Source organism: Xenorhabdus szentirmaii DSM 16338, assembly GCF_002632585.1.
GTDB lineage: Bacteria > Pseudomonadota > Gammaproteobacteria > Enterobacterales > Enterobacteriaceae > Xenorhabdus > Xenorhabdus szentirmaii.
Genome location: NZ_NIBV01000001.1, coordinates 1,209,728 through 1,233,006, shown reverse-complemented (window position 1 = coordinate 1,233,006; position 23,279 = coordinate 1,209,728). Strand labels below are relative to the sequence as shown.

General features: G+C 49.7%; 21 protein-coding genes and 1 pseudogene. 7 read left to right on the top strand and 15 right to left on the bottom strand.

All coding sequences use genetic code 11. From position 1 onward, the window contains the following. The first annotated feature begins 133 nt into the window (after positions 1–133). Positions 134–1,105, top strand: a complete 972-nt coding sequence (gene lsrR, locus Xsze_RS05695) for a transcriptional regulator LsrR (protein ID WP_280113406.1) — start codon at positions 134–136, stop codon at positions 1,103–1,105. Positions 1,106–1,175: 70 nt separating this feature from the next. Next, positions 1,176–2,768, top strand: coding sequence for an autoinducer-2 kinase (gene lsrK / locus Xsze_RS05690; RefSeq protein ID WP_038238899.1), 1,593 nt, complete (start codon positions 1,176–1,178; stop codon positions 2,766–2,768). 258 nt (positions 2,769–3,026) lie between these two features. On the opposite strand, the gene Xsze_RS05685 is transcribed toward lsrK, so the two are convergent. Continuing rightward, a complete protein-coding gene (locus Xsze_RS05685) occupies positions 3,027–3,935 on the bottom strand; it encodes a LysR family transcriptional regulator (protein ID WP_038238901.1) in 909 nt (302 codons plus the stop codon). 82 nt (positions 3,936–4,017) lie between these two features. Here Xsze_RS05685 and Xsze_RS05680 point away from each other — a divergent pair, with 82 nt between their 5' ends. Next, complete coding sequence (locus Xsze_RS05680) at positions 4,018–4,332, top strand: hypothetical protein (protein ID WP_143707573.1); 315 nt, start codon at positions 4,018–4,020, stop codon at positions 4,330–4,332. Positions 4,333–4,407: 75 nt separating this feature from the next. After that, positions 4,408–5,124: a hypothetical protein gene (locus Xsze_RS05675; protein WP_038238903.1), complete on the top strand. Its 717-nt coding sequence runs from the start codon at positions 4,408–4,410 to the stop codon at positions 5,122–5,124. A 248-nt stretch (positions 5,125–5,372) separates the two neighbouring features. Here Xsze_RS05675 and gorA read toward each other — a convergent pair whose 3' ends face one another. Both gorA and Xsze_RS05665 read right to left on the bottom strand, forming a co-directional pair. Beyond that, positions 5,373–6,725, bottom strand: a complete 1,353-nt coding sequence (gene gorA, locus Xsze_RS05670; protein ID WP_038238906.1) for a glutathione-disulfide reductase — start codon at positions 6,723–6,725, stop codon at positions 5,373–5,375. A 155-nt stretch (positions 6,726–6,880) separates the two neighbouring features. After that, complete coding sequence (locus Xsze_RS05665) at positions 6,881–7,723, bottom strand: 23S rRNA (adenine(2030)-N(6))-methyltransferase RlmJ (protein ID WP_038238908.1); 843 nt, start codon at positions 7,721–7,723, stop codon at positions 6,881–6,883. Between the two features lie 209 nt (positions 7,724–7,932). On the opposite strand from Xsze_RS05665, the gene Xsze_RS05660 reads away from it, so the two are divergent. Then, positions 7,933–8,226 (top strand): DUF1090 family protein, encoded by a 294-nt coding sequence (locus Xsze_RS05660; RefSeq protein WP_051462414.1) that lies wholly within the window; start codon positions 7,933–7,935, stop codon positions 8,224–8,226. A gap of 111 nt (positions 8,227–8,337) precedes the next feature. On the opposite strand, the gene Xsze_RS05655 is transcribed toward Xsze_RS05660, so the two are convergent. From Xsze_RS05655 to Xsze_RS05615, 9 genes and pseudogenes are all read right to left on the bottom strand, one after another. Next, entirely contained in the window at positions 8,338–8,841 is a 504-nt protein-coding gene (locus tag Xsze_RS05655; RefSeq protein ID WP_244590063.1) for a hypothetical protein, read from the bottom strand. An 827-nt stretch (positions 8,842–9,668) separates the two neighbouring features. Then, positions 9,669–9,821 (bottom strand): hypothetical protein, encoded by a 153-nt coding sequence (locus Xsze_RS22080; RefSeq protein ID WP_156935887.1) that lies wholly within the window; start codon positions 9,819–9,821, stop codon positions 9,669–9,671. Positions 9,822–10,064: 243 nt separating this feature from the next. Then, positions 10,065–10,262 carry a hypothetical protein gene (locus Xsze_RS05645; RefSeq protein WP_051462415.1) on the bottom strand — a complete coding sequence of 66 codons (198 nt, stop codon included), beginning with the start codon at positions 10,260–10,262 and terminating at the stop codon, positions 10,065–10,067. 213 nt (positions 10,263–10,475) lie between these two features. Next, positions 10,476–10,778 (bottom strand): hypothetical protein, encoded by a 303-nt coding sequence (locus Xsze_RS05640; protein WP_051462416.1) that lies wholly within the window; start codon positions 10,776–10,778, stop codon positions 10,476–10,478. A gap of 165 nt (positions 10,779–10,943) precedes the next feature. Further along, positions 10,944–11,639, bottom strand: coding sequence for a barstar family protein (locus Xsze_RS05635; RefSeq protein WP_038238913.1), 696 nt, complete (start codon positions 11,637–11,639; stop codon positions 10,944–10,946). Between the two features lie 21 nt (positions 11,640–11,660). Continuing rightward, positions 11,661–12,218, bottom strand: coding sequence for a hypothetical protein (locus Xsze_RS23305; RefSeq protein WP_422645795.1), 558 nt, complete (start codon positions 12,216–12,218; stop codon positions 11,661–11,663). Between the two features lie 331 nt (positions 12,219–12,549). Beyond that, a complete protein-coding gene (locus Xsze_RS22370) occupies positions 12,550–12,798 on the bottom strand; it encodes a hypothetical protein (protein ID WP_038235221.1) in 249 nt (82 codons plus the stop codon). Between the two features lie 157 nt (positions 12,799–12,955). Beyond that, positions 12,956–14,053 (bottom strand): annotated as a pseudogene (gene xerC, locus Xsze_RS05620) (site-specific tyrosine recombinase XerC). Positions 14,054–14,280: 227 nt separating this feature from the next. Further along, positions 14,281–16,977, bottom strand: coding sequence for a CHC2 zinc finger domain-containing protein (locus Xsze_RS05615; RefSeq protein ID WP_099139107.1), 2,697 nt, complete (start codon positions 16,975–16,977; stop codon positions 14,281–14,283). A 130-nt stretch (positions 16,978–17,107) separates the two neighbouring features. Here Xsze_RS05615 and Xsze_RS05610 point away from each other — a divergent pair, with 130 nt between their 5' ends. Both Xsze_RS05610 and Xsze_RS05605 read left to right on the top strand, forming a co-directional pair. Then, entirely contained in the window at positions 17,108–17,449 is a 342-nt protein-coding gene (locus tag Xsze_RS05610) for an RstR family transcriptional repressor (RefSeq protein ID WP_038234427.1), read from the top strand. Positions 17,450–17,536: 87 nt separating this feature from the next. Further along, a complete protein-coding gene (locus tag Xsze_RS05605) occupies positions 17,537–17,857 on the top strand; it encodes a SymE family type I addiction module toxin (RefSeq protein WP_099139106.1) in 321 nt (106 codons plus the stop codon). A gap of 108 nt (positions 17,858–17,965) precedes the next feature. Here Xsze_RS05605 and Xsze_RS05600 read toward each other — a convergent pair whose 3' ends face one another. From Xsze_RS05600 to Xsze_RS05590, 3 genes are read right to left on the bottom strand one after another with little or no spacing between them, the layout of a single operon-like run. Continuing rightward, positions 17,966–18,421 (bottom strand): SUKH-3 domain-containing protein, encoded by a 456-nt coding sequence (locus tag Xsze_RS05600; protein WP_038241830.1) that lies wholly within the window; start codon positions 18,419–18,421, stop codon positions 17,966–17,968. Between the two features lie 3 nt (positions 18,422–18,424). Further along, entirely contained in the window at positions 18,425–22,774 is a 4,350-nt protein-coding gene (locus Xsze_RS05595; RefSeq protein ID WP_244590062.1) for an RHS repeat-associated core domain-containing protein, read from the bottom strand. Positions 22,775–22,786: 12 nt separating this feature from the next. Then, a complete protein-coding gene (locus Xsze_RS05590; RefSeq protein WP_038241827.1) occupies positions 22,787–23,206 on the bottom strand; it encodes a DUF1795 domain-containing protein in 420 nt (139 codons plus the stop codon). Positions 23,207–23,279 lie beyond the last annotated feature (73 nt).

The window sequence follows — 23,279 nt, the reverse complement described above, 5'->3', positions numbered from 1 at the left end:
TTTGTGAGCTTTCTCTAGCACATCTGCCGTTTTGATGCTTATCCTCTGACAGTGGATAAAAATTGTTATGTCGATCAGATCAGCCATGAACGATCAACACCAGAGATAGGCGCATTTGTCCGAGAACTTTTGTCTGAGAACATTTGCCCGAAAAATTGACTGTTCCGCTCACAACTATCCGGGAAATAGCATGAGTGAAGAAGAACTAATGGCCCGCATTGCCTGGTTTTACTATCACGATGGTCTGACTCAGGGCGACATCGGTGAATTGCTCGGCTTAAGCCGGCTCAAAGTCTCCCGACTATTGGAGAAAGGCCGGCAGTCCGGTGTCATCCGCGTTCAAATCAATTCACGCTATAAAGGATGCCTTGAACTGGAAGACACCTTACGAGAACGTTTTCACCTCAAACAGGTTCGCGTCTTGCCCGCCCTTGATAGCATAAACCAGAATGTTCGCCTCGGTATCGGCGCAGCCCATCTATTAATGACGCTGATTAAATTTGATCAACTTCTGGCGATTGGATTTGGTGAAACCCCCATGTGCACTTTGCAATACCTGAGCGGTTTTATTTCATCCCAAAAAATTCGTCTGGTGACGCTCTCTGGCGGAGTCGGGCCTTATATGACAGGCATCTGCCAGCTTGATGCCGGATGCCCCATTAATATCATCCCCGCCCCCCTGCGCGCCTCCAGCCACCAAGTCGCAGCAATCTTCCGGGAAGAGCGCAGCGTCCAAGACGTGATTCTGGCGGCCCGTGCTGCGGATATCGCAATTGTCGGCATTGGCGCCATCAATCAGAAACAACAGGCTACCATCATGCGCTCCGGTTATATCAGCAATGGAGAGCAATTGATGTTTGGTCGCCAAGGGGCGGTCGGCGATATTCTGGGTTATTTCTTCAATCCAGAAGGCGAGCTTATCAGCGGTATTGATATCCACCATGAACTGATCGGCATTTCTCTGCCTGAGATAAAAACCATTCCGAATGTCATTGGCGTAGCAGGAGGCATCGAAAAAGCCGATGCCATCGTTGCTGCACTAAAAGGAGGTTATATCAATTCACTGGTGACAGAAGAGCAGACGGCCAGAGCCATGCTGGTTTAATCGGCTCACAATTTTTCTCCATCCCCTGTGCCATATCAAAGAAAAAATAACGACAGATAAGGATAGCATCATGAATCAACAGGCCCATGCTCACCCATCAAAGCAGTATCTGATGGCGCTTGATGCAGGAACAGGCAGTATCCGTGCAGTTATATTTGATCTCGAAGGGAACCAGGTTGCAGTCGGGCAGGCTGAATGGCTTCATCACGCTGTGCCGAATGTTGCAGGTTCAATGGAGTTTGATCTGAAAAACAACTGGCAACTGGCGTGCCAATGTATCAAACAGGCGCTGCAAAAAGCAGAATTGCCCGCCAGTGCGATTCAGGGCGTTGCCGCCTGTTCCATGCGGGAAGGCATCGTTCTGTATAACCGCAATGGTGATCCCATCTGGGCATGTGCTAACGTTGATGCCCGCTCCAGCCATGAAGTGAGCGAACTCAAAGAGCTTTACAACAATACCTTTGAATATGATGTCTATCGCTACTCTGGCCAGACACTGGCACTGGGGGCCATGCCCCGCCTGCTTTGGCTGGCACATCATCGCCCTGATATCTACCGGCAGGCCAGTACACTGACGATGATCAGTGATTGGCTGGCCTATATGCTCAGCGGTGAATTGGCGGTTGACCCCTCTAACGCAGGCACAACAGGCATGCTGGACTTAGTCAGCCGCAACTGGCGGCCAAGCCTGCTGGAAATGGCCGGGCTGCGTTCCAATATCCTCTCGCCGGTCAAAGAGACGGGCACATTGCTCGGTTGTATTACGGAAAAAGCGGCAGCGGAAAGTGGCCTGAGCAGCGGCACACCGGTGATTATGGGAGGGGGGGATGTCCAACTTGGCTGCCTTGGCATCGGAGTGGTAAAACCCGCCCAAACGGCAGTACTCGGAGGAACATTCTGGCAGCAAGTCGTTAATTTGCCTGAACCGATGACTGATCCGAACATGAATATCCGCATTAATCCCCATGTCATCCCCGGCATGGCCCAAGCTGAATCCATCAGCTTTTTTACCGGCCTGACCATGCGTTGGTTCCGCGATGCTTTCTGTGCAGAAGAAAAACTACTGGCAGAACGTCTGGGTGTTGATGCCTACAGCCTGCTGGAAGACATGGCTGCACGCGTTCCCGCAGGAGCACACGGCGTCATGCCGATTTTCTCCGACGTGATGCGCTTTAAATCGTGGTATCACGCAGCACCTTCCTTCCTCAATCTTTCCATTGATCCGGAAAAATGCAACAAAACAACGCTATTCCGGGCGCTGGAAGAGAATGCGGCCATCGTTTCGGCCTGTAACCTCGATATGGTTTCAACCTTCTCTGGGGTCAAACTGGACTCCTTGGTTTTCGCGGGGGGCGGCTCAAAAGGTAAGCTCTGGAGCCAAATATTGGCTGACGTGACCGGGCTAGAAGTCAGGGTTCCCGTAGTGAAAGAAGCAACCGCGCTGGGTTGCGCAATCGCAGCGGGTGTGGGGGTTGGGTTATATGACTCCCTGCCTGCGACGGGCGAAAAATTAGTTCGCTGGGAACGGGTATATCAACCGAATTTAAGCCACCGTGAGATTTACCAAAAAGCGAAGAAAGATTGGCAGGCGGTATATGCTGATCAATTGCATCTGGTGGATGATGGGCTAACGACGTCATTGTGGAAAGCACCGGGACTGTAACGGCCTTAGTTTCCAGAAAGTTATCAATTCCATTGGGTCGGCACTGGTGATGATTTCATCGCCGATATGTACAGCGTCCGACTCAGTGAAAAGAGCCACAGAAAAAGATCTTCAATGACAGCCGGGAGAACATTACCCATCACTGTTATTGAGATCTTAAGGGCGGGCAAATCCCGAAGTGAGAATGCTGCCCCGTATTGTTTTGCTAATTTACGGGGATTCCTCAGCACTATCGCGGGGTTAAGATGCTATGCTATTTTACCTGAAAGACTCACAGCTCATCATAATCGCGCTCCGTAACCACTCATGTGCTGGATCAGTGTTTTTCCTTATATGCCAGGCCTGTTCATAATTGAAACCTGATAGCTGCAATGGTGGCTCGAACCGGCAAAGCGCTTCATGGTAGCGCTCAGGCGTCACTGAACGGCTGGCAACGGTCAGCACTAGGTCTGTACCGGGAAGCAGGCTCACCGCTGCGCTCCAATGAGGAAGTGCCACGCAGATATGTCGTTTCAGTCCCCTGGCAATCAGGGCTTTTTCAATTTCATCGACCGCATCCGGCAACATTCCCAGCATTACATGTGGTTTTGCCAGCCATTCATCAAAAGACAACTTTCCGTTCTCAGGCAGAAAACGTCTATCAGCAAGGCAGATAAACTCTTCCGGGAAAAGCGTTTCCTTCTGAATTTTGCCCGCTGCGCCGGGGAAAATTCCCAGCGCCAGATCCACTTCGCCATTTTCCAACTGCTCCAGCATCATTTCCCTGCTGGCCTGACTGATTGCCAGATCAAACCCTGGGGCGTGTTCCCTCAGATAAACAAGCAAAGAGGGCAGCACAATCCGGGCTGCATAGTCTGACATGGCGATCCGGAAGCGCCGTTTTGCGTCAGACGGGTCAAACACCGGCGAACCAACCAAGTTATTCAGCCCGTAAAGCGAGGCTTCAAGTGGGGGAAGAAGCGTGTGCGCTCTGGCAGACAGCATCATTTTTCCACTCTTACGTATCAGCAGGGGATCGTCAAAATGATCCCGCAGCTGAGCCAGTGCATGGCTGACCGCCGGCTGACTACGGTGAAGCCTGAGCGCGGCCCGGGTGACGTGTTTCTCCGTGAGCAACGCGTGTAATGTCAGGAGCAGGTTGAGATCAATCTTCCTCAGTTCATCCATTTCGTGCATATCCTGCATGCGTATAAACGATTTCAATAAATATAAATGATAGTGAAGAATACCTCCATCGAATCATCCACGTATGCAGAGGCATCACATGTTAAGTAAGGCAATGGTTTTGTCGCTCATCCCGGCAGTAATGGCATTTCTCGCCGGCGCCGTGCTGCCATTTCAGACAACCAGTAACGGTACGGTAGGAATGCCTTGGGTCATCCGTTCTGGGGAGCTATCGTCTCGCTTGCGGTCAGCACGATCATTCTGCCGCCTCTTCTATGGTTTCTCAAAGACCGGCACGCTCGCCCACTTCACCGGTGCGGCACTGATTCTTATCGGGGCGGTTTTAATCCAGCACACCGGAAGTACCGGAGGGGAAACAAAAGTGATGGTTTCCGGCTAGGCCAGACCCTGAATTCAGAAAGCGCAGCCTGTCTGCACGCAATTTAAAACAAAAGAAAATCTGAGGAATACCTGCATGAATATCGTAAAAATTCAGTTCAGTGATGGCCGCCCGGATATTACTGATCTGGAAGGTGTCAATAAGGTCCTGAATACTGTCGGCGTCCGCGCAAGCACCATCCCTGTGCCAGCTGAAGCTCGTCCGCTGCTGAAAGCTTACCGGAATCGCGCCATTACCGAAGGGGAAGAGCGCCAGCTGATCTCCATCTTCAACCTGACACGGCCAGAGTTGATGGATCAGATTCGCCTGGCGGGTCGCGTCCCGGTTGTTGACGGCGGCGGGGAATTCACTACCGAAGGCGGTCAGTCTTATTATCCGAAAGTGTATGACATGAAAGCCATGTCAGAAGAAATGCAGAAATTTGTTCTGAACAAATACGGCCGACTGCATGTGAATACCTCCGATACCGGAGTGGGCATCGACGAAGTGATGACCATAATCACCGGTGGTCCGTTTACCTGGATGTACCTGCTGCCTGATGGCGTTCTGGCTCGCCTGACCGTGGCATTTGTCGGTGAACATGATGACGCCGTGCGTCTGAGCTATCCGGGGATTCGTATGCACGCTGGTTATATGGGTGCGAAAGAAGGTCTGATTGTGGCATTTGCCCACGGTCCGGATAACTTCGAAATCCGCTACGAAGCGAATATCGCGCATTCCCATCTGCTCGGTGATAACCCGTGGGTGGACTTCAGCGGCGATATGCCTTCCCTGCACGAAAAACTGGCTTAATTGCCTGAAAAGCTGGCCCTGGGGCTGGCTTTTTTCATTATCCGACTTCATCTGGATATCATTACTTTAAAATTGGAGAATTCGACAATTTTAGCGCTCAGGAAGAGATATATTCAGCAATGTTCAGGCTGCGCTAATCAACCACTCAATCGACTGTGAAACTTTGCATTAACCATATTCACTCAAATATGAAAACTGGCCTTTACGGCCAGCTTTCCAGAGCTTAGAACGTGTGCAGATGCATAATACTAACGCATAGTCACGAACTCTTCCGCCGCTGTCGGATGGATTGCCACCGTATTGTCAAAATCTTTTTTCGTTGCGCCCATTTTCAACGCAACCGCAAAACCTTGCAGGATCTCATCCATACCAAAACCGATACCGTGGATACCCACAATTTTTTCATCCTCTCCGACACAAACCAGCTTCATCCGGCATGGTTGGCGATGCTGTGTCACAGCGGTATACATTGCCGTAAATGATGACGTATAAACCTTGACCTTATCATCACCATATTGTGCTTTTGCCTGTGGCTCCGTCAGGCCCACAGTCCCAATCGGCGGGTGACTGAACACCACCGTTGGCACATTGGAATAATCCAAATGCTCTTCAGGCTTGTTATTAAACAGGCGTTCTGACAAACGACGCCCTGCCGCAACAGCGACTGGCGTCAGCTCCACGGCGCCCGTATTATCACCGACAGCGTAAATGCCATTAACACTGGTATTCTGATACTTATCAACCTGAATATAACCTTTCTCGTTCAGCTCAACACCTGTTGCGGCCAGATTAAGATTATCGGTCATCGGCTCACGCCCAATTGCCCAAATCAACGAATCCACCGTCTGCTCTCTGCCATCTTGCAACTGAATGGTCAGACTGCCATCACTATTCTTAATCACGGACTTTAATATTGCGTCCGTATGTAATGTCGGCCCTTCCGTGTTGATGACTTCCAACAACGTATCTACGATCAATGGATCAAAGTTACGTAACGGTGCATGTTTACGGACAAACAGGTGAGTCTCACTGCCCAGCGCATTCAAAACACCTGCAAGTTCAACCGCGATATAGCCCGCACCAACGACAGCAACACGTTTTGGCATCTCATCCAGTTCAAAGAAACCATCTGAATCAATACCATATTCCGCGCCGGGGATCTCAGGATGCACAGGACGACCGCCCGTTGCGATCAAAATATGGTCCGCCGTTATTTTTTCGCCATTCACTTCAATGGTCCTGGCATCAATAAAACGGGCAAATCCCTGAATGACATCGACTTTATTATTGCCTAATACACGCTCATAGGATTGATGGATACGGTCAATATAAGCCGTGCGGCTGGCAATCAGCTTTTTCCAGTCAAAACAATTGACCGTTGTATCAAAACCATAGTCGGGACCATATTGATGAATAGATTCCGCAATCTGTGCAGCATGCCACATCACTTTTTTCGGTACACAGCCCACATTGACACAAGTGCCGCCCAACGTTTTTGCTTCAATCAAGGCGCATTTCTGTCCATGCATAGCCGCTCGGTTAATGGAAGCAATGCCACCACTGCCGCCACCAATTGCAATATAATCGTAATGTTTACTCATCTTAGGTCACTTCCGTCTCATCAATTAAATTACTGGCTACAGTTCAACCTGACGTTTATTATTACAAAAAGTTACCACATGCAGTGGACAATTCCAGCTCTCATTGCCATAGGCCACGGCTATTAAACGGTAACGCGCCACGCTGAATGCTTACCTTATTCAGGCACAATCCATTCCACCAGGGTATGCCCAGTCCCTTCAGGAACCAGTACCTGATGCAACCACGGCAGCACAGACTTCATCTGCTGCTCCAACTTCCATGGCGGATTAATGACTATCATGCCCGATGCAGTCATACCACGCTGATCACTGTCAGGACGAACACCAAGCTCAATCTGCAAAATTTTTCGAATACCGGTTGCTTCCAGATCTTTTACCAGCCGTTTGATTTTCTGGCGCAACACAACGGGATACCACAACGCATACGTACCTGTTGCGAAGCGTTTAACACCATCCTCAATTCCCCGAACGACATTCTGATAGTCTGATTTCAGCTCATAAGATGGGTCGATCAACACAAACCCACGGCGAAATTTTGGCGGCAGTTTTGATTTCAATTGCTGGAAACCATCTTCCCGCAGAACACGAGCACGTCTGTCACGGGAAAATTCAGTACGCAGTAGCGGAAAATCACTGGAGTGCAACTCACTCAGGTTAAGTTCATCCTGTTCCCGCAATAAATGGCGGGCTACCAATGGAGATCCCGGATAATAGCGCAGAACGCCATTTTGGTTCAGCGCCTTCACAACCTTCATATACGCTGCCAATTCTTCGGGAATATCATCACGCAGCCAAATGCGACTAATGCCTTCCAGATACTCTCCCGTACGCTCTGCATGTTCACCACTCAATTGATAACGACCTGAACCAGAATGAGTATCCAAATACAGGAAAGGCTTTTCCTTAGTCTTAAATGCTTCAATGATCAGGCTTTGCACCGTGTGCTTCAATACATCAGCATGGTTGCCGGCATGGAAGCTGTGACGATAACTTAACATTCGATTTAACCCCGAGAGCAGAATAATGATAACTTGCCTGATGCCCTACCAGACAACTGAAGGGGCATTATAGCCTCATTCTGATCAAAAAAGATAAAAGGTCTACTAAAGCCCCTATTCCTCCATAAGCCCAGTTGGATTTTCAGGATAAAACTAAGATCAGCGTATAAAATCTTGAATAAGCGCCCTAATAACCTTAGGAATAGTTCATGATGTCGAAAACTGTGCTGTTGTCTGTTTTGACCGTTTTCAGTATGAGTGTTGCCTATGCCAACCAAGATAATTCAGGATGTGAAATCAAGAGAAAAACACTGGAAAAACAACTTGAATATGCGAAAGCAGATAAAGATAACCACATGGTGGCCGGGCTAACACGAACATTAAAAACCATAAAGATCCTATGCTATCCGGAAAAACATTGGCAAACCCAAATCAATAATACAGAGACGGTAAAACATGACATGGCCGCTTCTGCTCCCCCCAAAGAAAAAGAAAAAAAATAAGAAGACAAATCGTCAACGTCGCTTTACCGTACCCAAACAACCAACTAAAAAAAGAACACCTGAATAATCGCCCGTTTTTTGACTTATTCCAATCAAAGAAACGAGATAAATTTACAGATTTTTGTGCCTGACCTGTAAATCATTAGAAGGGGAAATCTTGTAATACACCTTATCACTGACCAGCGGTTCATTTTCTATTTTAACCGAGAGAATAGAATTATTTTTAGAAATCGCATAGTGACTAAAATAACCTTCTTCATTTTCATTGGCATAGTAAAAATCAGGCATAATAAATTTTTTCTTATAAGACTCATCCGAAGAGTGGTACTCATCGGAATAAACCACTTTTTTATTCCTGACAAAAATAATTTTATAAAAAAGACTGTCTTTATCATTAAATTTCGCACCGGTAATATCCTCGATATCCTGGCGCCCCATGTTCTTATTGATAATGTACATCTTGTCCCAATCAAAAGGAGCGACTTTATTCATATCAATAAAACAGGTTATATTCTTCTGGCAATGCTTATCGGCGTAATCAATAATTCCTATCCGACTGTTGTCAAAGAAAAAAAACAGAATGGCAACACCCAATATTAACACTAAAATAATCATGTTATTTTTGTTGACGATATGAAAAAACATCATTCCCCCCCTTCATAATCAAATCTGACATGAGAAAACGGTTTTGGCATTTTAATATTTACAATCAACACATTAAGATCATGTTTTGCGATGTCGGATATACACAGCCCCTCCTATCATGATTATTGAGAAAACAGCCAACCACAGGCAGACTGTTTCCCAACAGCAGCCAGAGCAGCTCGATAATCGATAATATGCCATGAGAATATACCCGTCGTCTTTCAAGTTGCCTCTTTGTTGGCTACGTTCATTCACCCCGGTCACCGTTTTTATAAGCATACGGTTATCTATGCTCCCGGAGATTATGAGAGGCTCCTGCCTCTCGACCTTTGGCTACTCAAATTCGCTCCCGATGAATTTGTCATTCCCTTGCCGCCGCAACGCATCTTGAAATACATAGGATATAGATCTTGAATTGTGGACCTATTTCCACATCACTTATCAGCGACTGTTCATGCAATTGCTATCTTAAGTGCGGATTACAAAACCTCTGTTCGGCTTTTCAGACATCAAGAGCAATCTATCAGGATGCTCTAGAATGTGAAAAAGTATAGTAATTGTAATCACGGTTTTTTTTATTTCAAATAGAAAAATATGGTTAACAAATAATAAATGAAGAAAATGATTGCTAACGTGATTTAATGATAATTTTTAGAAAAATTAAATAAGTAAAATCTAAGGTTACCACCAAAAATACTGTTAATTTATACAGATTGGTGTTTTTTTCTGTCTATCAATTTCTTACCGGAAAAGCAGGCATAAAGACTTATCCTTCATATGACTTATCACAAAATCATTTAATTAGGGTCAAGAAATGGAAATAATGTAATTCCTTTCATACCCTTCATTTTCTGCATATCTGCACCTTTTAAAATTAAATAATCAACCGCTTCCTCCAGGGAACAAAACTCTGTCATTTCTTCATTGCCATAATCTTCATAAACAGCCATTTTTGACTCATCAATAAAAAAGATATAGACAAAGTACTTTCCATTTATTTTCTTAGTGGCTGTCTGGTATTGATCCCCAACAGTGGCGAGGCGAACAACCCCAAGATGCAATACCAGCGCTAACAGGTATAAATCAGTGAAATTAAGCTGAGAATGCAGGAATTAATTGGAGATTACAAGACGGGATAAAAACAGTAATTAATTGCCCGTCAAGATGAATTAGCCAGATAATTCTATTTATTTCTAATCAATTATTTCATCTGCATTAATATCATAAAAAGTAAATTTTGCATTATTTATAAAAATTAAGATTTCTAAAATTCTAGCATCGTAATGTTGTTCACTAAGACAATTTTTCTCCAATTTGTTTAGCATTAATAAGTGTTTTTCATCTTGATTATCCATTGCGTCATATGCTTCATCAGTACATAGATCCAGCATGCTTAGTAAAAATCCGTTGAAAAAATGGCTATTAGTCGAGCTAGAGTAACCAACTATATTTTCAATCGCATTGAATAATAAAAAACCGATATAATTACAATTTTTATCTAATATAAAATAAATATCATCAGAGATTTTTACTTTATAAAAAGCAGATGATAAATCAGATGATACTATTAATTGATTTATTTTTATCGAAAAAAAATATTTCTCTTACATTGTAATTTTATCGATAAAATAACCCATTGAATCAACCAAGTAAATCTCATTCAGCTCTTCAGGGTTAAATAAGTTAAATTCTGGATCGTTATTAAAAAATGACGATGGGACACTAAGCAATAAAAAAGATAGTTTATTGTTGTTTTTATTAAACAAAAACCAATCCAATGAATCTAATTCACTGAAATTACTGCTGCCATATAGTGAACAAAAGTCTTCTTCCAAATCATATATTTTAGTATGTTGACTTTTCATAAAAACATTGAATCCAGATAAATCCCAACAAATTCCACCCATTGAATTATCCTTATAGGTTAATATGATGCCCGCTAAGAGCAATGATTGAACAGTCCTCAAAAATATAGCTGGAAGGCCATATGGTTCATTCCGGGTTTATTTAAGTTAATAAATTAATAGCACCAGTAAGCCCTAAGGAGATTTTTTACATTAAAAATTATAGATTCACTTTAATTCTATATTGAAATAATCTTCTAATAACGATAGTATATCTTCAGATGAAGATTGACAATATCCTTCTGGGACGCTATTATCAATAGATTTAAATGATAATTCGCTATCGTTCCAAATAATATTTTTATTTTCTTCAACCAAATCATTTAGTAAATCACGTACCGCATTAAGGTTATTACCTATATATCCATAATCTCCAAAGAGAGCATATCCTAATTCACAATAAAATGAATAATAATCTTGGATGCATTTACCTTCGATAATTATTTTTTCATTTTTAATCTCTCTTGTGAATCCATTTTTTATATAACATGCTGATATATATTTTCTTTTCAAACTTCCTTTCATATCTAACCAAATTCTTTTTTCATCCTCCTTTTGAAATTCCAAAATAGATAATGCACCCACCTCATACATTCCAGATGAAATATTTAGATTTAGAAAAAAATTGTTTTCACATGCATTAAACTTATTGATTCTAAAATCAAAATCCAGTCTACCTTCAAAATCCTCACATTGAAGTGAATAAGATTCATTTTTGCATAAGTCAAGGTATTTTATATCTACACCACAAAATACAAAAGAATAAGCTCCTTCTGGTCCATTATAATCATAAAATTCAACCAGTTTATTAAATGAAAGCACTAATTCTTCAGAAGTGTTGAATATTTTATATTTACTGCTCATTTTCAGGACCTTTTTATCATATTAATCTAATTCTTTAATTACTATATCAAAAATTCGTTTGTAATGCTCATGAGTGAAGCCAATCATTTTTTTATCATTACCTAAATCTTTCGTTAATATTCTCATATCGTTATCATCTGGAACTACCTGCCATTCCAACGCTCCCTTCCATCTTTGATTGGGCAGCCTCTCCATGACCTTGAAAAACAGTTTGCTGATCTTTTGTATTATGTTTAATACGAAGAATCCCGTTACCATTAAAATATCCTTTATTGCTTTTTCCATTGCTTCAAGCTGATATGATTTAGGTAGGTTGTCTTTAGGTATCTTTTTGAGAAAGGCTTTCAAAGTCTTATCACAATCTTCACCCCCAGCAGCCCTATCGGGTCTGCTGAGATATACTGTGCGGTCTCCGGCGAGTAATAGCGGTGCCGATTGTAGTACAGCCCCGATTCCGCATCCGCATACTGCCCACAGAAGGGGCATCATCTCCGACGCCATCATACTCGCAGGGCGACGGCAATCCGTGCAGGGCAAGGCTTTCAGGATAGCAGAGAAGGCCCATTTTACCTCGATCACTTTTTTGACCCCGACGTGCACTTTCTGATTGTTTTCATCGGCAACGGGCGAACGTCGTCCGGTTTACCGGACGGCGGGCGGCCGTTCTGCGGGTGCGGGCGGCATAGAGCCTGCAATCGGCGCCCCTGCGACGCTCGGGATCGCCGAAGTTTCAGAGACAACTCCGTGTTTGCATGACAACGTGTTTTGTTCAAGGGAAGCCCCCTCAGGGGGCTGCACGGGGCGGAGATGGCGAGCACGGGAACGAGCAACGCAGTGCGAGCCGCGCGCAGCCAGTGCAGCGGGGTCGGGGCGGGGGAGGTAAAACCGGAGGCCGCAGGCCGACCCGCCTTCAGGGGGATTGGCCGGACGCTGCAAGGCGGTTAAAGTCGAAGTCGGATTGGCCGAACGCGAGCCCGGTGTTCAGATTCAGCGCGGTGTTGGCCGAGGACGGGCTCAGCGGCTGACAGCAGAAGGCGCAGCCTTGTGCGCCACGCCCTGCGGCGCTGATGAGCGGGGGCCTGACATAATGTGTATTATGCGATGTGAGCCGCTGCACGGTATTCAGGTGAACTGCGTAGCTGAACGGCGAATTTCGCATAATTCCCCCACATTATGTTGAATAGGCTTTGGGCGGCCACGCCAGACTGAACGGGGACACTGTGGCCCCGGCCGGCCATTGCCTATTTACCCCCGCCGGCGCCGGGACTGACGGGCAGTCCGGTCACGGTCTGCCCTCGCGCCGCCCCCTGCCCAGCTCAACGGGGACGCCCGGGTTGTCCGCCCTGTCGGGGTTGGCAGTTCGATGCGGCACTGGCCGCCACACCGTGCCCTGCCTGATTCGCCGGCGGTTCGGTGTCAGCGTCTGGCGGCAGCCTGTCCGGGTGTCCATCGCCGGCCCGTTCGGCCGGATGCGTCTGCTGATGCACTTTCTTAAGCTGGCCTATGGCAACCCGCGTGTAGAGTTGCGTGGTGTCCAGCTTCTCATGCCCCAGCATCGCCTGGATATGACGGATATCCGCCCCGTTATCCAACATCTGCGTCGCCATCGAGTGCCGGAACAGGTGACACGCCCCCGGTTTGTTAAGTCTGGCCTGCTGCCGGATGGTTTGGCCGGCTATCTGGGTCAGATGCCCCAGACTCAGTGGCCGGCCTTTTTACGAGATAAACAGGTAGCCGCTGTCATGCTGCGCCGCCAGTTCGGGACGCACCGACGTCAGATAGCGCGCCAGCCAGCCCAGCGCCCGCTCACCGATAGGGACCATCCGGTCTTTATTGCCTTTGCCCTGCCGGATAACCACGGCACCCCGTTCAACGTCAATATCCCCGAGCTTAAGCTGGCGCAGTTCCATGCGCCGGATACCACTGCTCCAGAGCACTTCCAGCATCACCCGGTTACGCAGCCCCAGCACACTCCCGTCCGCCAGACTGTCCAGCACCTGCACCGTTTCCCGTTCACTCAGTATCTGGGCAGGCAGTCGCTTCTCTTCCTTCGGCAACACCAGCTGCTCGACCGGATTGTAAAGGATACGATGGCGTTGCAGCAGCCAGCGGAACCATAACCGCAGGGTGCTCAGGCGTTCACGCTGCCCATTCATCGTGTAAGTCTGGCCGTCGGCCTTGCGGTACGCCCGCAGGTAACGTTGCCAGCTTTCCAGCAGGACCAGCGTCACCTGGGCGGCATAACCCACGCTGCGCTGTTCGCACCAGTCCACGAACGGCAACAGCCGTTCCCGGTAGCTGTCCAGTGTGCGCGGGCTTTTTCCCTGCGCGGCCTGCGTATCGAGGTAAGCTTCCAGTTGCTGGCGTAAGGTGGGCAGCGCGGGATTGGGGGGATTATTGTGTGTGTCAGTCATTCGGATTGTCCTTATTGTCGTGGGGCTATCCGGCAGTATGTTATGATTGGCTTTGTTTATATTGCCGGAACAGTGATTTTTATCTCAGGCCGACCGCTTCACCCTGAAGCCTTGCTATACCTGCCTTAGCTGGGATTCGGCTGACCCGACAGCCTGCCGATGGGAGGCCGACCGACAGGCGACCGCTGATTACCTTACCCCGACCGGAGAGCATCATACTGTCCTTGTCAGGGAGCTATCAGACCGCACAGGTGCGCCACCGCGTTGTCTTCACCGTCGAACAGCAGCTCATAAGCGAACGTCAGCCCCCGGCGGTGCAGCAACAGGTATTCCATTTCAACCAGCCGCGACAGGTGCACTTTCAGTTGCGTATCGCCCCATTGCACCGTATCCCGCAGCTGTTTGCGGGTAAAAATCATCTCATGGCGGGGCTGGCCGCTGTCCCTGACCCACGACTGTATCAGCATCAGTAACTTGCGCGTCTGTGGCGGCATCTCGTCGAGCGTCCGGCCTAAGATTTCATGGGCGAGCCGGTTCGCCAGTGTGATATCGTCCTTGGTGACTTCTATATATTCCAGCCGTTTGCCACGATGTTCGGCCGCCTTCACTTCCCGCTGGTACTGGTGCAGCAGGGCGATGCTCTGGATAAGCGTCAGGTATTTCATGTGGTCACGGCGGGGGCGGGTTTTGTCGGACATAAAAGTCAGCTGGCTGGCATAGGGATTGACCACATTCAACGGACGCAATAAACGCTGGGCGTTCTGGTGCAACTGCGTCAGATAGTCACGCTCGTTCTCGGCCAGCAACCCTTCAAGGGTCTGCTTATGCCGCTGCAACGCATGGATGGCTTCGGTTTGTTCACGGGATTCATTCACCGTCAGCACCAGACAGCGATTCAATAACTCTTCATCAACATCAATGGCGGTCGTGGTCAGCATCAGCATCACCGGGCCTTTCACGGTGTAGCTTTTGGTGACCAGTGTCCCCGTGGTTTCATCCTTGCCGGTGCTCGCCATGGTTAACTCGCCGTCACTCTGCAACAGCTTCAACGCATAGGCCGCCTGCCGCACCCCTTCTTCTTCGGCGATAGCCAGTATCTTATGTTGCAGGTTGGTTTCGCCCAGATAGAACAGGCTTTGCCCGGTCATGGCGCTGTACTGGATGCGTTCCTCTTCGGGGATGAGGTTCAGCACGGCGTCCATCAGCGACGATTTGCCCGCCGCGCTGCTGCTTTGTATCAGGACGGCTAACGGTTTGGGCAGTTTGCGGCTCACCGCCGCCAGATAGCCCGCCAACAGGTTGGTTGATTCACCGACAATCCCGCAAGCGGCCAGGTCAGCCGTAATACGCGCCGTTAAATACGGGTCTTGCAGCAACACCAGTGCCGCTTCCCGTTCGCTCAGGCTCATTTCTGGTGCTTTATGCTCAATGCCCGTGGCTGCCTGTTGTTGCCACTGCTCAACCGCCAGTAACACCTGCCCCAGCACTCGGCGCAGGTCGGCTTCCCCCAACCCGAGTTCGGTCGCAGCCAGCCTCGCGTAGCTGTTGCGACTGCGGGCGCTCATCAGGTCAACCCCGTCGGCGAACAGCACCCCGCTTTTCGTATCCAGCACCTGCGCATTGAGTTTCATCATGGCCGCACCGGCTTTAACTGAACCCAGCCCCCGCAGGCACCAACGTAATGTCCCCACGGAGACCAGCAGCTCGCCATTATCACCGGATTCACAGACCACGCCCGGGGCCACACTGGGCGCGGGGTCAGCAGCTAAAGAAGAAGCTATTTCTGGCACCGTGGATGATTCAACCGTTTGATGCTCAACCATTTCCATACCCGCAACATCCTGCATTGGCACCGCCCCGTCAATCAACAACGCGAAGGCGGTTTCCGGCTCAGCCAGCTGACACAGATAGCCGTTTGCATCCATCTCCGGCGGGAACACCACACGCAACGGGGTGATGCCTTTGCCCAGCAGCGCCGCCGCCAGTTTCACCGCTGCCTCATTGCCCGCATGGTCATTGTCGAAGGCAATCAGGATTTGCTTAATGCCATGCTGTTCAAACGCCTGCCAGTGGTCATCTGTCACCCCGTTCACGCCATAGGCGGCGGTGACATTGCGATGCCCCGCGACCCAGAACGACATCGCATCAATCAGCGATTCACACAGGATCAACGATTTTGATGCGCTCAGTGCGGCGGCATTCCAGACCCCGGCATGTTTACCCGGTAAATAGAGGTGTTTTGCCGCACCCCGGCTGAGATCATCACTGATTTTGCGCCCGTACAGCTCGTGTACCTGCCCTTGATTATCGATAACCGGGACAACCAGTGAACCACGCAGGTGTTCATGGCCGTTTTCCCGCAGTACCCCGATAGACTGCAACCGATGGCGGATCTCTGCCCCGGCTTTTAACTTTTTCGCCGGCAGGCGATACCCTAGCGTGCGGTTGGCAAAGCCCAGCTTGAACTGCGCCACTAACTCAGGATGATTGAGCCGTCGCTTGGCCAGATAGGCTTGCGCTTCCGGCGCATTGAGTAAGGTATGGTGATAAAACTCAACCACCCGGGACAACAGCGCGGGCTGCCCGACCGCCTCCCCGGCCAGCTCCGTCGGGGCAACCAGTGGCTCGACCGAGGGATTGACACCCAGCACGGCACGCAACCGTTCCACGGCATGGCGCAGGCTCAACCCTTCGGTTTTCATCACCCAGTCGAGCACCGAGCCGCCGGCATCGCAACCAAAGCAGTGATAGAGATTTTTTGACGGTGTGATCACCATTGAGGGCGTTTTCTCCTCATGGAACGGACACAGCACGATCATATCCTTACCGCGCTTAAACAACTGCCGCCCCTGTTGCTCGATAACGGCAACTAACGGGACGGCGGTTTTCAGGTGTTGCAACTCTGCATCGGGAATGCGTGCCATGTCTAATCCTTTAAAACTGCGTCAAGATTCATATTGATGATATATATAGTCCCTGATATGATATTTTCAGTCAAGCGATAAAAAAGGGAGCCGTATAGTAATGTCAGTTACAGCAACTTTGGAATTTCCTATGAGCTTTTCTGATAAATTGGCGGCTTCCCGTAAAGAGCTGGGTTTCACTCAACAACAGATGGCTGACAAGATTGGCATGCATGTTTCACAGTACAAGCGCTATGAGGCGGGTACGTCTCAACCGACGATTGATGTTTTTAGGCGGATTGCATTAGCGTTGAATGTGAGTGCGGATATGCTTCTTTTCGAGCCAGATGAACGTGGCCCCGATGAACGGTTAAAACTCCAGTTCGAAGCGGTTTCACAGTTAGACGAGAAAGAGCGGGAGACCGTGGAGACCGTGATTAGCAGTATTTTGCATATGCATGATGCGAAGCGCTGGACAACAAAGGGCAGCTAAAGAGAAGGGTTAACATTGACACGGTGCTGAGATGCTGGACACATCCCGACACCGCTGACCACAACCAACTATATGAGGTAGTTAATGATGGCTAAGGCGCATTCTAAGCAAAACCGCGCGGTAAATAAAGCCGTGAAAACAGAACGTTATTACACCGTGGGATACGTCCCGCAAAACGACAAGGCGAAAGCACCGCCGGCAATACACCTTAAGGGGCAATGGCTTAAGGCCGCCGGGTTTGAGATTGGCGGCTCGGTCACGGTAAAGATCATGGATGGCTGTTTGGTACTGATCCCCGACAGCGACGAGACCAATAGCCTTAAACAGCAATACCAACGCCAGCGGGCGCAAATCAGTGAAATTAAGCTGCGGATGCGGGAGTTGATTGGGGATTATAAGGCAGGATAAGGATAAAAAACCGGAAGATCACAGGGATCTTTCCGGCTTTTTTACAAATTTAAACCAAATAAAAAATATCCAAACAATCTGTAGCCATATGCGATGTAAGAATGAGATTTATTTTTCTAGCTGAGAAAAATCATGCACAAAAAATAAATTCTGTAGCGCCGATTCAACATCATTTCCTATTAAACAAAAATAATCATCATATCCACCATAAAAACCACCGGATTCAGATAAGAAAAATGTCATGTGTTCAGAAAAACCGATACCTATTGGACATAACCTATTTTCAATTATGTTTTCATAGTGCTCTACCCACAATGGATCTAACCAATCAGCTGGTTTAGTAGGTGTAAAATCGCTTACATCTATATCTGTAGGGTCAGCGTAAGCTTCATGTTCAACCTTTATTCCGCCTAAATTATGAAAAAACTTCATGGCATTATGGTGAACATAATAGCCTTTGTCCTCTAGTGCAGATAAATATTTATCAATATTTATTGACCTATTTGGATACCAGCCATTTATAAGTAGCCTTTCCTTTATTACATCATTAAATGAATAACACATGCTTTATCCTGTTAATACTTTGATACCTAATCGTTTAAATGTATATATACAGTTTTTACATTTTGGAAATGCATTTCCATCACCAGTGCGTACTGTCGCCATTTCTAAATCATGGAGAGAAGAGCCGCCTTTTAATGCCTTATTTACCGCATCAATCTCACCACAGTTATTCACAGACCAAGGCTCCAGACTCTTCAAAGGCATTTCAACACCAAGCCTCGCTGAGATATTTTGCGGTTTAGTACCACTAAAACCATAAAAAACATCTCCTGTTCTGACATTTTTAACAACAGTCGTAGCTGTTGGTCTTCTAATGCCATTAGCCTTACATAATTCTCTGGTTTCTCTGGCCTTCCTTTGAGCCAACTCAAAGGCATTCAGGCTTGATAAACCTAGTGGATCAACCCAACTTGTCGGATTTTTAACGTAAGAGTAAGGGTTAAGACCGCCATGTAGCCCAATGGGATCAGGCGTCAAATACTGCCCCGCGACCGGCGAGTAATACCGGAACCGATTGTAGACCAGCCCGCTTTCCTCATCCAGCCACTGGCCGGCGAACATTAAGCCCGGGTTCAGTTCCGCGTTTTCCCCCAACGCCCCCAGACGCAGCCCGTACAGGCTCTGCGGCGGCTGGCGCCAGACCCGATGCCCGGCGGTATCAAACAGCGCCAGCGGCTCGCCGGTCGGGGCACACACCGCGTACTGGGTCTGGATTTCACCCGCAATCAGCTCCTGCCGGTTGTCCGGGTTCAGGGTAAAAAACTGCACCTGTTGCGCCAGCAACTGCCAGCCATCAAACACTAAATGGCTGATGTTGTACAAGCGGTTATGCCGGTATTCGCGGATTTCCGCCGGCACATCGCCGTCCCACAGGTAGGTGGTGCGGCTGCCCGCCTGTTCGCACACTTTTTCCGTGCGCCGCCCGAACGCATCGTAGCGATAGTCCCAGTGCTGGCCGCCCGGCGTCTGCACGCCGATAAGCTGGTTCTGGCTGTTCCAGCGGAACTTGGTCAGTTGCGGCCGGTGGCCGTCCTGCCACAGTTGCATCGCCGTCATGCGCCCGGCATCGTCATACTCAAACAGATGTTGCCCGAGCTGGCGCAACCGGTGCCCTTTCTGGTACAGCCGCTCGCCGTCCGCCTCGTTGACGCCATCGAAACGGCGGGCGGGGTAACCGCAGGCATCATACTGATAATGCTCCCGCAGCTGGTCACCGTCACTGACCGAGGTCACCTGGCCGTTACCGTTGACGACATAGCGCAACCATTGCCGTTCATCATTGGCCGCCACCAGATTCAGTGCCGCATCGTAGCGATATTCCCGGTCCAGTCCCGCCAGTGTCGGTTGGGGAATATCCGCCACTTCATGGGCCGCAAAAAACTCGGTGTTGCGGCCGGCACGCTGCGCCGTCAGTTGCCCCATCAGGGCATGTTCCTGGCGCAGGATAAAGCCCTTGTCTGACTGACGGTGCCATTCGTGCCCGTCCTCATCCCGCTCAAGCGTAAGCTGATGCTCACCGCTGATACTGAGCAGGCTCAGTTCCCCTACTTTATTGACCTGCGTATTTGCTTTCCAGCTCCGGCCATCAGGCGTGTGAAGGGTGCGTTCTGCCGTGGCGTTATCGGGATACTCACGTTGGATTTCACCATACGGCTGAACTTCTTTGACAAGGCGGCCTTTGTCATCGTATTCAAAGGTCAGCGGCTCCGCCTCTGGTGCCGTCACCGCAAGCAGACGCCCCAGAATATCGTAAGTGTAAGTGGTGGTGCCTTCCGGCGTGTGCATGGCGGTCATCTGCCCGGCGGCATTGTAGTCATAGCGGGTGACGTTATTCAGTGCATCCCGTTTTTCCGTGCAGTTGCCATTGCCGTCATAGGCATAATGCCATTGGGTGCCGGCGTAATCGGTCTCGGTTATCACTCGCCCGTCGGCATCCAGCTGATAACGGTAGCTTTCTCCTTGCGGATTAATGACTTCGAGGAGTTGCAGGCTATCGGGATCATAACGGTACTGCCAGCGGTGACCTTCACCGTCAATCCGACTGACCGGCAGGTCAAACGGCCCGTATTCAATTTGCCATTCCACACCCCGGGCATCGGTCCATCGGGTCAGGTTGCCGTGGCGGTCATGCCGGAAGCGCTCCAGACTGTTGTTGGGGCGATCACTTAAGGCGATGCGGTGATGGCGGTCGTATTCCCACAACCATAAAGCCCCGCCGCCCGATGACAGCCGCTGCAACCGATCATGACTGTCATAACCGAGCCGCAGGCTACGGTTTTCTTCATCAAACAGCCGGGTCAGCCGCTGATGATCATCGTATTCCCAAGTCCGCTGGTTGCCTTCGTCATCCTCAGCCTTCGTCACCAACCCGAACGCATTGCGGGTCAGGGTAGTTTTGCTGCCGTCAGGCGCAATAAAGCATTCGACATGACCGTTATCATCGTATTGCTGCCACCAAATCTGTCCCAGCGGGTCGGTCATGCTGGCCAGCCGATCGTCGTCGTCATAGTGATACTGCCACACGGCGCCGCCGGCATCAGTAAATGTTGTGACCAGTCCGGTATCCGCCAGATAATCCAGCTGCAAGACTTGCCCTTCCGGCAGGATTTGCCGTTGCAGGTTGCCCCAGTCATCGTATTCATACCGGGTGACATGGCCGCACGGGGTTTCAACCTGAGTGACCTGTTGCTCGGCGTTATAATGCCAGGTGGTAGTATGGCCCTGTGGCGTGGTGGAGCGGGTGATACCGGGTTCATAGGTCAGCCGGACGGGGTAATAGCCGCCGCTGCCGACGCTTTCAACGCAGCGCCCTTGCGCATCATACACATAGTCCACGGCGGTCTGGTCACCGTCCGACCAGCGTTTAATCCATCCCTGTGCATTGTATTCATAGAACAGGTGGAAGTGTTGGGCACTGTCGGCTTCCGCCAGCCAGCCATTGTCGTGATAACCATAGCGCACCATCACGTCATTGAGACCATTGTCGCTGCGGCGAATGTCGGTCAGCAACCCGTCCTCACGATACAGTAAGACCAGTTCCGGGCCGTCGCTGTGGGTGACCCGGTTTAGCTGGCCTTGCCCGTTGTAATGAAAATCAATGCTGTTATCGTTGCGGTCACGCAGGGCCGACAATTGCCAGCGCTGGGTGTCGGCAGTTTCTGAAATGCTCGGTTGGGTAAAGTATTTTCTGACCGGCTGATTGCGCTCAGTCAGCATAAAGCCCTGTTGATGGCGGCTCAGCGTAAATTCCGGGTGCGCTGGGTTAATACTGTGGTCAACGCTCCGGGGCAAGGCGAAGTGCAGGGAAGCCCCTTCCAGCGTCAGGACTTCTATCCGGTCACCGGTGACAATAACTGCCTCAGAAAAGTTATCCAGCCAGTTTTCACCCAACAGGCCCCGCAATCCCGGTGACCAGCTGCGGGTGAAGGTCAGGGGTATCGTCTGCCCCAGTTCAAATTCGGTACGCTGGTCAAACAGGCTGCCGGTGGTCACGTCTATCGGGTCGCCTGTAAAGAATTTTTTGGTGGCCTGAGTAAAACGTTTCACCCCTTTATTGGCTTTAAAGGCCGCTTTGGCGCACATCACTCTGCCTTTCAGGGCATGAGCGGCTTTTTTGGCCCCCAGTTTTGCCCCGGCCAGTATCGCCTGCCGGCCGGTTTTGGTCATCAGCTTACCGATGCCTTTTACCAACCCGCGTGTCGGGGGCACCAGAAATTCCACCGCTACCAGTAACGCCCGTTGCCAGCCGGAAAACTCTTCTTCAATTTTGAGATACGTCCCCTGACCGGAGCCGATAAAGACGGTGCTCGCACCGCTCTTGATGGCAGCACCACACACCAGTTTATCACCAACCCGCGCCGCCGGTTGGCCGTTGATAAACACCGACTCACTGCCTTGCGCTATCAGGGGGGGAGCCGGGTGTTTGCTGCATGCCGCCATATCAACAGTAACGCGTGCGGCGGGCATGCCTTCAATGATGACGTTACCGGAACCACTGCTCAACATCCCGTCCGGCGAGCCGAAGCTGTCAACAAAGTTCGAGACGGCCGAACTGGCTGCGGCAATGGCATCGCTGGCCAGATAGGTTAGTCCGCCGCCGGCCGCGATAAACAAGGCCGCCCCTAACCCCCCGGTGCCGGCCACAAATAACCCGACTGCCCCGAAAATCGCAGCACCAATCAGGGCACCGGCCACCGCCCCCATCAGGGCACCAAAGAAACTCTTATGTTGGATGGGGTCACCTTGGCGTGCCGCCGCCGGCCCTCGGGCACCGCCTCCGGGCGGCAAGGGCGGTCGGGCATGGGTGGCCCCGACCCGGGCAATCCGGGTAATTATTTCATCACCTAATCCCATATCGGCTTCTCCTTATGCCGCTTGAAAACTGCTCACCACGGCGAGTAAGGCGTCCCGTTGACCGCTGTTCATGGGCTGGGGGGACGTCAGGTTAAACGCCAGTAATTGGTTGCCCCGGATTTGCAGTACCACCGTCTGGTGCATTTCCCCTTCCGGGCTTTGCCATTGGTAATCCAGTCGCCACGCCATGTCACCGCTGAGTTCCATTTGCAGCCGCTGATGCTCCTGATACCCCGGCAGGTGAGTCACAAATTGAGTCAGTGTCTGTTCATAATAGGTCTCTCTGTCAGTGCCTGCCGGCACTGGGGTGCGGTTAATCACCAGATTGACGCCGCTGTCATCCGGCAGCACAAAGACGTGCATTGATTCATCGCGCCAACCGGCGGGAATGTTTAAGCTACCTTCGTTCATCTGGTAAGGTTGTGTACTCATCAAGTTTCCTTTTCGCTCTTAGTTATCGTCGATATTCAGTCTGTGACCGAAAAATCCGCTTTAATTGGCTTCA

Excerpts from the sequence above, each read along its gene's own strand:
- Xsze_RS05640 (WP_051462416.1), bottom strand. The coding sequence starts at position 10,778 with ATGGGTGGAATTTGTTGGGATTTATCTGGATTCAATGTTTTTATGAAA.
- gorA (WP_038238906.1), bottom strand. The coding sequence starts at position 6,725 with ATGAGTAAACATTACGATTATATTGCAATTGGTGGCGGCAGTGGTGGC.
- Xsze_RS05605 (WP_099139106.1), top strand. The coding sequence starts at position 17,537 with ATGGCTAAGGCGCATTCTAAGCAAAACCGCGCGGTAAATAAAGCCGTG.
- Xsze_RS05635 (WP_038238913.1), bottom strand. The coding sequence starts at position 11,639 with ATGAGCAGTAAATATAAAATATTCAACACTTCTGAAGAATTAGTGCTT.
- Xsze_RS05615 (WP_099139107.1), bottom strand. The coding sequence starts at position 16,977 with ATGGCACGCATTCCCGATGCAGAGTTGCAACACCTGAAAACCGCCGTC.
- Xsze_RS05595 (WP_244590062.1), bottom strand. The coding sequence starts at position 22,774 with ATGGGATTAGGTGATGAAATAATTACCCGGATTGCCCGGGTCGGGGCC.
- Xsze_RS05685 (WP_038238901.1), bottom strand. The coding sequence starts at position 3,935 with ATGGATGAACTGAGGAAGATTGATCTCAACCTGCTCCTGACATTACAC.
- Xsze_RS05655 (WP_244590063.1), bottom strand. The coding sequence starts at position 8,841 with ATGATTATTTTAGTGTTAATATTGGGTGTTGCCATTCTGTTTTTTTTC.
- Xsze_RS05680 (WP_143707573.1), top strand. The coding sequence starts at position 4,018 with ATGCAGAGGCATCACATGTTAAGTAAGGCAATGGTTTTGTCGCTCATC.
- Xsze_RS05610 (WP_038234427.1), top strand. The coding sequence starts at position 17,108 with ATGAGCTTTTCTGATAAATTGGCGGCTTCCCGTAAAGAGCTGGGTTTC.
- Xsze_RS05675 (WP_038238903.1), top strand. The coding sequence starts at position 4,408 with ATGAATATCGTAAAAATTCAGTTCAGTGATGGCCGCCCGGATATTACT.
- Xsze_RS05665 (WP_038238908.1), bottom strand. The coding sequence starts at position 7,723 with ATGTTAAGTTATCGTCACAGCTTCCATGCCGGCAACCATGCTGATGTA.
- Xsze_RS05660 (WP_051462414.1), top strand. The coding sequence starts at position 7,933 with ATGATGTCGAAAACTGTGCTGTTGTCTGTTTTGACCGTTTTCAGTATG.
- Xsze_RS05645 (WP_051462415.1), bottom strand. The coding sequence starts at position 10,262 with ATGCTGGATCTATGTACTGATGAAGCATATGACGCAATGGATAATCAA.
- Xsze_RS05600 (WP_038241830.1), bottom strand. The coding sequence starts at position 18,421 with ATGTGTTATTCATTTAATGATGTAATAAAGGAAAGGCTACTTATAAAT.
- Xsze_RS05590 (WP_038241827.1), bottom strand. The coding sequence starts at position 23,206 with ATGAGTACACAACCTTACCAGATGAACGAAGGTAGCTTAAACATTCCC.
- Xsze_RS22370 (WP_038235221.1), bottom strand. The coding sequence starts at position 12,798 with ATGCGAAATTCGCCGTTCAGCTACGCAGTTCACCTGAATACCGTGCAG.
- Xsze_RS22080 (WP_156935887.1), bottom strand. The coding sequence starts at position 9,821 with ATGGCTGTTTATGAAGATTATGGCAATGAAGAAATGACAGAGTTTTGT.
- lsrK (WP_038238899.1), top strand. The coding sequence starts at position 1,176 with ATGAATCAACAGGCCCATGCTCACCCATCAAAGCAGTATCTGATGGCG.